Consider the following 9,179-nt stretch of genomic DNA (forward strand, 5'->3'; position numbering starts at 1 on the left):
GCACCAGCCACTACAAACGACGCGGACACAGCCCCTGAACTGGCCATCATTCAGGGCAAGCACCGTTGCAGTACTAGGCTGACATCTGGTGTCGGCCGCACTTCGCGAGCACAGCCACCCCGGGTTCACGCTCCGCGTCTACACGCACTCGATGGCGTCCAGCGAGTCCCGGACCCGGAAAGCCATCTCCGGGATGTACCGGGCCGCCGGTCACGCTCATGACGGCCCAGAGACGGCCCACACCGCCTGACACGGCCCCTCATCGGCAGGAAACCGCTGGTGAGGGGCCCTCTCGCGGTAAGTAACAGCCCATCTTGCCGTACGGCCCGGCGGACGGGGAGTCGGGGCCGAGCACCCGGGGCGGGGGCGTGCGGAGGGTTGTCGGGCGGGCGCTATCTGTTGAGTTGGCAAGGTTCGTCGGCCTCGGGTCCGGCTCAGTTCCGGGAGGTCCTGTTCTTGTGGACGATGCTCAGCACCGTGGCGCCCAGGACGAGAAGGCTGAGGCCGATGGCGGCGAGCAGCGGGGTGGTGTCGGTGCCGCCGGTGTCCGCCAGGTCGGTGCCGCCGGAGCCGCCGCCGGCCGTGACCGGGCTCGGTTCGCTCAGGGTCTGGGTGGCCAGGCCCGCCTCGCTGCCCTGGGTGTGGCAGTCGAGGACGCCGGTGAAGCGCTGTCCGTGACCGCTGGGGCCCGTGATCGTGAAGTCGTAGGCCTGGTCCTCCTGCAGGGGGATCGTGACCGTACGGGTCGTGCGCGCGGCGACGGTGTGCTCGGCGCCCATCAGGTCGAAGGTGAAAGGCTCGGTGCCCTTGTTGGCCACCGTGATGTCCAGGCCGCCCTTGGCGCAGTCCTTCGCCGCGGACAGGGCGGGTATCGCGCCTGCGTCGGCCCAGGTGGCGGTCGTGGTCGCGGCGACCGTGGACTCGCTGGAGCCGGCCAGGATCTGCGTCTGGCTGCGGCTGTCGGAGGCGAAGGCCCGTCCGACCGGCACGGTGGTGGAGGCCTGGACGGTCAGCTCGGCCGTGCCCGACGCGGGGGATCCGTCGTCGGAGGTGTCCTTGGGGATGTCGAAGAACAGTAGGGTGCCGTCCTTGGCGGACGTGACCGGCTTGCCGTGCCGGTCGACGATCCGTACACCGGTGGTGGCCGCGTCCGCCGGGGGCGTCACCGTGACGCTGCTCGCGTCGGTGTGCACCGTCACCGGGCCCAGCCGCTCGCCGGGATGTCCCGAGACGGCGGGCGGGTCCAGGGTCAGCGAGGCCTGCGGTTCGGCCAGGTCACGGGCGCTGTGCTGCAGGTAGTCCGCGAGCTTCTCGGCCTGCGGGTCGACGGCGTCGACGCGCGCGCTGTCGGAGTAGCGCCAGATGGCCACCTGGGTGCCGGCCGCCGCGTCCTGCTCGGTGAGGTTCTTCACCCCCGCCTTGGCGGCGAGTGCCGCCAGGTCGTTCACCTGTGGGTAGGAGTTCTGCAGGATCCAGCGGATCTTCCCGGCGTTCTTGTTGACGCCGAGCGAGGTGCCGCTCCAGGACGTCTCGTGATACTTGGCGTCCTTCTGCGTGGGGTTGTGCAGGTCGACGCAGTACGTCTGCAGCGTGCCGCCGCCGTCCACGGACATCTCGAACAGGCCCGCGGGCACCTGGTGCTTCCCGGTCCCGTCATGGATGACGGCGGTGCCGTAGGTCTTCAGGCCGCCCATGGTGGCGGTGGCCCCGCCCTGGCTCTGCGGCATCCCGTCGGCGGCGGCCGGGCCGGCGGCGGCCAGCACACCGGCGGCGATGAGGCCGGACACCAGGGTCGCGGCGGCCAGACGGGCCGCCCCTGGGCTGCGCATGGACGGCGCAGCGTACGAAGCACACACAGAATTCCCCTCCGAGCAGGACCCGTTGACGTGGGGGTACGGTCCCACCAGCAGAATCTCCGGGCTCACCGAGCCATGTCCGGCATCCTAAAGATCCCGTGCACCGCGGCTTGCTGTCAGATCGTCAGGTAACTGATCCGAATCGGAATCGTTATCGCCGCCAACTGCCGGTGAACCGGACCTGTCGGCACATCAACCGGGACGTTGCCGAGCGCACTCACCGATAAGCCGCAGTTCGGCGAGTCATGTCCCGTGAACCGTCAGCCGCCAAGCCGTCAGCCACGTCTTGTCGGTGCGTCCTGTCACGTCACCGCCACCGGTTCGCGCCGCTGTTTCGCGTTCTCCGCCTCGGCGCTCGCGTCCGCGGGCGATTCCACGGGAGGCGCGGTGTCGTCGCCCGTGACCGAGGTCCCGACAGGGGTCTCCCAGTTCGGCTCGGGCTGTGCGGGCGGGGTGGTGGGTGCTGCCGGCTCGGGCCTGCCGGTGCGCCGGAAGGCCGACGTGCCCCGCGCCAGGTCGTGGCCGATCGCGACGGCGTCGATGTCCGCCCAGGCGCGGGTGTTGCCGTCACGCGAGTCCGTGCGCACCTTCAGCCGGCCCTGCACGACGACGGGATCGCCCACGTTCAGCGACGCCATCGTGTTCGCGGCGAGCTGCCGGTTGGCCCACACCGTGAAGAAGTTGGTGTGCCCGTCCGTCCAGGCGTTCTTCTCGCGGTCCCAGTAGCGCGCGGTCACCGCCAGGCGGAACCTCGCGGACATCCCCGTACCCGGGTCCCGGTACATCGGCTGCGTCGCCACGTTGCCCACCGCGCAGATCATCGTCTCGTTCATCGGTGCTTCCCTCCCTCACCCGGCCGCCGCGGCCGGGCGGACACGCGTACGGGCCCGTCCCGTACGGCTGCGTCTGCCGCGCCGACCGCGTCTCTCGCGATCGCCGCGGAACCAGGCTGCCTCCGCCGGGACGGGCCCGCCGGGCCCTGTGGACCACCGCCCGCCTGTGGAAAACTCCCTCACCCGGACGGGTGACCTTCACCCCCCGCCGGACTCCTCGCCCGCACCCGGACTCACCGCCCTCCCGCCCCCGTCACCCGTGCGTACTGCTCGCGCACCTCCCGGTAGCGCAGCAGCTCCGCCGCCACCGGATCGAGCACCCGGGCCCGGCCGCATCCCGCCGCCGCCTCCCGGAGGCGGCGCTCCGCATCCTGGCCGTACCGCCGGGCCGGTCCGCGTGCCGCGATGCGGCAGCCCCATTCCACGAGCGGCCCGCCGACGATGCCGGCGATCATCAGCAGGACCGGCACCCCCAGGTTCGGCGCCATGACGCCCACGATCTGGCCGACCAGCCACAGCCCTCCGACGACCTGGAGGATCGTCATCGACGCCTGCGCCAGGACCGCCGCCGGCCACCAGCCCGGCCGTGGCGGCCGTCCGGGTGGCAGCCCGGCCCGCGCCGCCAGGTCGTCCAGCGCCTCCGGCAACCCCTGCGCCCCGCGTACGGCGGCCTCGCGCACCGCCAGCGCCCATGGTGCCGGCAGGCCGGCCGAGGCCCGGTCGGCCACCGTACGCACCGCCTGTTCCACGCGCTGCCGCGCGGTGGCCTCCTCGTCGGGCTGTGTACGCACGGGCAGCCGGCCTGTGGGAGGTTCGCGCCGGTCCTGGTACCAGCGCCACAGCCGCAGCCACGGCGTCCCGCACGCGCGGCCCGCGTTGCGCAGCCAGGCACGCTCGGCCGCCTCGCCCGCGGCGACGGCGCCCACCGCGTCCGCCAGCCGGGCCGCGAACTCCTCGCGCGCCTCCTCGCTCAGGCCGGCCCGCCGTCGTGTGGCGTAGACGGGCCGCAGGCGGGTCGCCGCCGCGTCCACGTCGGCCGAGATGCGCCGGGCCGCCGCCCCGCGCTCGGCCACGAACTCGCCGAGCGCCTCGCGCAGTTCGCCGATGCCGTCGCCGGTGAGGGCGGACAGCGCGAGCACGGTGGCGCCCGGTTCGCCGTACTCCCCGAGCGCGATCCCGTCCTCGTCGAGCAGCCGGCGCAGGTCGTCGAGGACCTGGTCGGCGGCCTCGCCGGGCAGCCGGTCGACCTGGTTGAGGACGACGAACATGATCTCCGCGTGGCCGGCCATGGGCCGCAGATAGCGCTCGTGGAGCACGGCGTCGGCGTACTTCTCCGGGTCGACGACCCAGATGACCGCGTCGACCAGTCCGAGGATGCGGTCCACGTGCTCACGGTGCTGCACGGCGGCCGAGTCGTGGTCGGGCAGGTCGACCAGGACCAGTCCGCGCAGCTGCGGGTCGGCGTCGGTGCCCTGAAGGGGGCGCCTGCGCAGCCGTCCCGGGATACCGAGCCGGTCGATGAGGCTCGCCGCGCCGTCGCTCCAGCTGCACGCGATGGGTGCGGCGGTGGTCGGCCGGCGTACGCCGGTCTCCGAGATGGCCACGCCGGCCAGGGCGTTGAACAGCTGGGACTTGCCGCTGCCGGTGGCGCCCGCGATGGCCACGACGGTGTGCTGCCCGGAGAGCCTGCGACGGGCCGCGGCCTCGTCGAGGACCCGGCCCGCCTCGGCGAGGGTACGGCTCTCCAGCCGGGTGCGGGACAGGCCGACCAGCTCGCGCAGCGCGTCCAGCCGCGACCGCAGCGGTCCGTCGTAGGCGAGGGGCGGCACGGGCATGGTCCGGGCGGGCCGGGGATCCACGGGCACGAGGTCGGCGGCGCTGGTGCCGGTCTCGGTGACACGGCGTGCGATCAGCCCGTCGTCCCATACGCCCTCGGACTCCGCACGACCGCCCGCGGACTCCGTACGACCGTCCGCCGGCTCCGCACGACCGCCCGCGGGCTCCGCACGACCGCCCTCGGACTCCGTACGGCTCCGGGCTCCACCGTCCTGCACGCGCGCGTGGCCGCCGTCGTCCAGCACGCGCGCGTGCCGGTCGTCGTCCCTCACGCGGCTGCCCGGCCCCGAAACGGCCGGCGCAGGACGGCTCGCGGCCCCGCCGGCCAGGCCGAACGCGTCGGCCACCTCGAGCTGCGCCGCCGCCCGATGCCTCCCGGCGCCCTCTGAACGCGGCGTGTTCTCGGCCTCGGGGACGGTCCGAGGCTCCGGAGCGACCCCGGAACGAGACGCCGGACCGAGCCCGGAGGCCGGGACGGTCCCGTATTCGATGCTGGTCCCGGCCCCCACGCCGCTCCCAGGCCCGACTCCGCTCCCGGCCCCCGGCCCGGCCGCGGCCTCACGGATGTCCTCGGCTCCCACGGCGTCCCGCGCCATCGCTCTCGCTCTCGCCCTCGCCCTGTCACCGTCCGTCGAGACCGCCGTGCCCTCCGTTCGAACCGTGCCCTCCGTATGAGTGGTGCGTTCTCGTTGGTTCTGGTCAGTGACGGCGGTCACCGGTCACCTCTCCTTCAGCAGTACGGACAGCGCGGCAATGAGTTCGGCCTGGGGGTCGGGCTGTACTTCGAGGGCGTCGAGCGGGGCGAGCCGGCGCTCCCGCTCGGCGTGCATCACCCGGTCCAGATAGTCGGCGAGCAGCCGCCCGGCGCGGTCGCGCAGCCGCAGCGCGCCGTGCGCGCCGATCCGCTCCGCGAGTCCCTCGCCCGCGGACCGGCCCCGGCGGCCCCCCAGCAGCCCGGTGGCGGCCAGCGCGGCGACGACCTCGGGGTCCGGTGCGACGCTCCGGTCCAGCCCACGCACCTCTTCGTCGGCGTACTCCTCGAGCTCTCGGCGCCAGCGCCGGACGGCGAGCCCGATGCGGTGCTCGGCGCTCTCGATCGAGGTGTCGCGGTCGGCCAGGCTCGGGGCGTCCGCGGCCGGCTCGCGCCGCCAGGCGTCGTCGATGCGTTCGTCGGCGGCGGTGACGGCGCACAGCAGCAGGGCGGCCAGGCTCTCCACGAGCGCGTCGAGCAGTTCGCCGGCGGTGCAGTCCAGCGGGTAGGCGCGCCACCGCTTCAGGGCGTCCCCGGCGAGCACGGCTCCCGCCTGCAGCCGGCCCCGCACGCGCGCGTACTCGCCGTCGTAGGCGCTGTCGACGGCGGCGGTGAGCCGCAGCGCGGCCGCGTACTGTGCGGCGGCGGCGCCGGCCAGCTCGGGCATCCGGACCTTCAGGGAGTCCAGCAGGCCGTGGGCGGTGCGGGACATCGCGTGCTGCCGGGCCGCGGGATCCTGGGCGTGGTGGACGAGCCAGGTGCGCAGCGGTGCCACGGCGGTGGCGGGCAGCAGCCCACCGCCCCAGGCCGACTCGGGCAGTTCCGGCACGGTGAACCGCGGTACGTCGCCGAGCCCGGCCTTGGTGAGCAGTGCCCCGTACTGCCGGGAGACCTCGGAGACGACCTGGTGCGGCACCCGGTCCAGGACGGTCACGAGCGTGGCGTCGTACTCCTTGGCGGTGCGCAGCAGGTGCCAGGGGATGGCGTCGGCGTACCGGGCGGCCGTGGTGACCATCACCCAGATGTCGGCGGCGCAGATCAGCTCGGCGGCCAGGGACCGGTTGTCGGCGATCAGGGAATCGATGTCAGGGGCGTCGAGGAGGGCGAGGCCGGGGGGTACGGTCTCGACGGTCTCGATGCGCAGTACGCGTGTGGGACCGTCCTCGTGTGTCTGCGGTTCGTCCCCGGTCAGGGAGGCGCCGGGGTCCTGGCGGGGCACCCACGCGCGCGAAAGGTCGGGCAGGATGCGCGTGCCGCTGAACCAGTGATGGTCATCCGGGTGGCACACCAGGACGGGGGTCCTGGTCGTCGGCCGCAGCACGCCCGCCTCGCTGACCCGTCTCCCGACCAGCGAGTTGACGAGGGTGGACTTACCCGCGCCGGTCGAACCCCCCACGACGGCCAGCAGGGGCGCGTCGGGCTCCCGCAACCGGGGCACGAGGTAGTCGTCGAGCTGGGCGAGCAGTTCGTCGCGATTGGCACGCGCGCGTGGTGCCCCGTCGAGGGGCAGCGGGAAGCGTGCGGCGGCGACGCGGTCGCGCAGGGCGGAGAGTGCTTCGAGCAGCTGAGGCCGTACGTCCAAGGTCACCACATGCGAAGAATGCCCAATTTTGGGGGATATCTGAAGCATATGAGCATGTCTGCGCGCCGATAGAACACAAGGGACGGAAGGGACAACTGGGACGAGGCCACAGTCCAGGCATAACGAGTGCACAACACCCGGTGCGCGAGACGCCAAAAGCGGTGCACGATTCGTACCTGCCTGCGATTATCGGGACCGCTTCACCGAACCTCCACATCGAGCCACGGAGGCGAAGCAACGGGGACCAGGAGTCCGGAGCCCTATCCTTGTCCCCGGCAACGTCACGGATCAGCCCACACCCGGGCACCACGACAGAGGCCACACACCAGGCCCCCGTAGCTCAGTGGATAGAGCAGGCGCCTTCTAAGCGCTTGGCCGCAGGTTCGAGTCCTGCCGGGGGCGCCCCTGAAAGCCCTCCCCTCGGGAGGGCTTTTTCGCTGGTCAGGATGAGTGACATACGACACGCCGAAGCCCCGGGCACTCCCCTGGCGATCAGGGGAAGGCTCCGGGGCTGTCCGGCTCTCACCGGGTTTTCGCGGGCGGCCGTGTCGAATACGTGTCGAAGTTCTCGACCGGTGGAAAATCAGCCAGCGCCCGGCAGCTCCGTCTCCGGGAGGTCGCCCGCGACTTCCAGCCGCCGTTTGAGGTCCGGCAGCTGCCCGTCGATGCACCGGGCGTAGGTCGCCAGGAGGACGGCGACGCTGTTGCCGGCCCACTCGGCCACCTGGGCGGGCGGGATACCGTCGTTGAGCCACTTCGTCAGGCGCGTGTTCCGGTTGTCGTACACGCGCCGCCCGGTGGGCGACACGAAGACGTGCGGCGGCAGTACCGCCTTACGCGCGCTGCGCCACGCCCGACGGATGACGGATCCGGCGAGGACGCCACCGGACTCGCCCTGGAAGAGCAAATCACCTGGCTTGAGCTGTTCGTCGGCGATGTGCTGCCGGAGGATGCGCGTGAGGGCCGGATGGCCCGGCACGGTGCGTGTCTCGCCCTCCGCGCGGCCTTTCAGGTCGCGTTGCTCGTGGATCTCCCCCGTGTCGGTCCACTGCTTCCCGACTTCCGGAGTCGCCGTGTGAATCAGCAGCTCGCACCACTGGTCGTCGGCGTCGGGCTCGGGCAGGGTCACGTCCTCCACCCGCATGGCGACGGCTTCCTCGGGCCGAGGGCAACGCTGAGGATCCGACGGTTGCGCTTCCGGGACCATGCCGCCGCCTGCCTGCCGTCCAGGCGCGTGTCAATGGCTTGCAGGACCTGGTCGACCTTCTCCGGGTCCCCCCAGGCCGAGACGGGCAGGGAGTTCCGCTCGACCCATTTGAGGATGGCCACCACGTCTCGGGGCGCGTCCGGGCGTCGGTTCGTGTTGAACGCCCATTCGCGAAGAGCCGTCCGCACGGCTGCAGGTGCGAACTGGGTGGGCTTGGCCCGAAGTAGCGCGATGATGGTCGCGGTCATGGTCTTCCGGCTGTTGCCGCCGAGTTGAGGCCAGCCGGCATCCACGTACTCGACGGCGAACCTGTACCAGCTCATGGCAGCGGACTTGAAGCGATGGGCGTAGCCCGCGAGGTCCTGGAGAAGACCGGCATCCACGCCGAGGTCGACGAACTCACCGGCGTCTACAAGAACACGACCCGGGGCATCGTGGCCCTGGTCTTCCGCTGCAAGCCTTCCGGCGGGACCGAGCGCACGTCGACCGAGTCGACAGCCGTCGAGTGGCTCACGCCCGGCGAGGGCGGTATCACTACCGAGGCAACGCGGCTGGATCAACGTTGCGGCTCACCCTGGGTTGCCTATTTGGGCTCGAGTTGCGCCGCGTCGGCAGCGGGACCCGTCTGACTTTCGGCAGGGTCGGAGAAGCCAGGCTCAGTCAGTGGATGGCCGCCAATGCGTAAGTGTGCTGACTGGAGGACGACGAACCGTGGACCATGGAATCGGAGCTCATCGCCAGCTCGACCTTCCACTGAACCTCGACCAGAATCACCACAACAGCTTCCACGGCCAGCTCAAGGAGCTTCGAGCCGAAGCGCGCGAGCGGGCAAGAGCACTGCCAATCAGTGCATAGACCGTCCGGCTGACATCACCAGCTGACTGTGAGGATGTCGGTGGTGCCGCCCGAGGTGGTCTGATCCGCCAACTGACCGACGTACAGGCTGTCTTGTTGATGAAATGTCGGCCGACTCGGGTGGTGCCGCCCTGCGCGCGGCCGGTCGGGCGTTTGTGACCTCATAGGAGCCCGGCCAAAGATCCCATCACAGTCTTGTCCTCCCGCCCGACCGGCGCGTGCCATCCCTCATGCGTCGCACGGAAGGACAGCACTCATC

At 71.8% G+C, this 9,179-nt stretch carries 7 protein-coding genes, 1 tRNA gene and 1 pseudogene; 3 read left to right on the forward strand and 6 right to left on the reverse strand.

Annotation, left to right across the window (positions count from 1 at the left end; genetic code table 11):
• Positions 1 to 434 precede the first annotated feature (434 nt).
• From IE318_RS43665 to IE318_RS43680, 4 genes are all read right to left on the reverse strand, one after another.
• On the reverse strand, positions 435 to 1,829 hold the full coding sequence (locus IE318_RS43665; RefSeq protein WP_189908382.1) for a Cys-Gln thioester bond-forming surface protein: 1,395 nt from the start codon (positions 1,827 to 1,829) through the stop codon (positions 435 to 437).
• 329 nt (positions 1,830 to 2,158) lie between these two features.
• The gene (locus IE318_RS43670; protein WP_189908383.1) at positions 2,159 to 2,689 is read right to left on the reverse strand and encodes a single-stranded DNA-binding protein; all 531 of its coding nucleotides are present in this window, start codon (positions 2,687 to 2,689) and stop codon (positions 2,159 to 2,161) included.
• A gap of 233 nt (positions 2,690 to 2,922) precedes the next feature.
• Positions 2,923 to 4,797: a YfjP family GTPase gene (locus tag IE318_RS43675; protein WP_229904206.1), complete on the reverse strand. Its 1,875-nt coding sequence runs from the start codon at positions 4,795 to 4,797 to the stop codon at positions 2,923 to 2,925.
• Positions 4,798 to 5,244: 447 nt separating this feature from the next.
• Positions 5,245 to 6,867 (reverse strand): dynamin family protein, encoded by a 1,623-nt coding sequence (locus IE318_RS43680; RefSeq protein WP_189908385.1) that lies wholly within the window; start codon positions 6,865 to 6,867, stop codon positions 5,245 to 5,247.
• A gap of 320 nt (positions 6,868 to 7,187) precedes the next feature.
• Here IE318_RS43680 and IE318_RS43685 point away from each other — a divergent pair.
• Positions 7,188 to 7,260, forward strand: a tRNA-Arg gene (locus tag IE318_RS43685).
• Positions 7,261 to 7,441: 181 nt separating this feature from the next.
• Here IE318_RS43685 and IE318_RS46015 read toward each other — a convergent pair.
• Both IE318_RS46015 and IE318_RS46020 read right to left on the reverse strand, forming a co-directional pair.
• Positions 7,442 to 8,002: a site-specific integrase gene (locus IE318_RS46015; RefSeq protein WP_229904207.1), complete on the reverse strand. Its 561-nt coding sequence runs from the start codon at positions 8,000 to 8,002 to the stop codon at positions 7,442 to 7,444.
• On the reverse strand, positions 7,984 to 8,313 hold the full coding sequence (locus IE318_RS46020) for an integrase (RefSeq protein ID WP_229904208.1): 330 nt from the start codon (positions 8,311 to 8,313) through the stop codon (positions 7,984 to 7,986). The genes IE318_RS46015 and IE318_RS46020 overlap by 19 nt, the downstream gene beginning before the upstream one ends.
• A gap of 39 nt (positions 8,314 to 8,352) precedes the next feature.
• Here IE318_RS46020 and IE318_RS46025 point away from each other — a divergent pair.
• Both IE318_RS46025 and IE318_RS46820 read left to right on the forward strand, forming a co-directional pair.
• Positions 8,353 to 8,589, forward strand: a pseudogene (locus tag IE318_RS46025) (NUDIX hydrolase); the annotation flags it as partial.
• Positions 8,571 to 8,750, forward strand: coding sequence for a GIY-YIG nuclease family protein (locus IE318_RS46820; protein WP_373311450.1), 180 nt, complete (start codon positions 8,571 to 8,573; stop codon positions 8,748 to 8,750). The pseudogene IE318_RS46025 and the gene IE318_RS46820, both read left to right, overlap by 19 nt.
• Positions 8,751 to 9,179 lie beyond the last annotated feature (429 nt).

The sequence above is a fragment of the Streptomyces spiralis genome (genome assembly GCF_014654675.1).
Lineage (GTDB): Bacteria > Actinomycetota > Actinomycetes > Streptomycetales > Streptomycetaceae > Streptomyces > Streptomyces spiralis.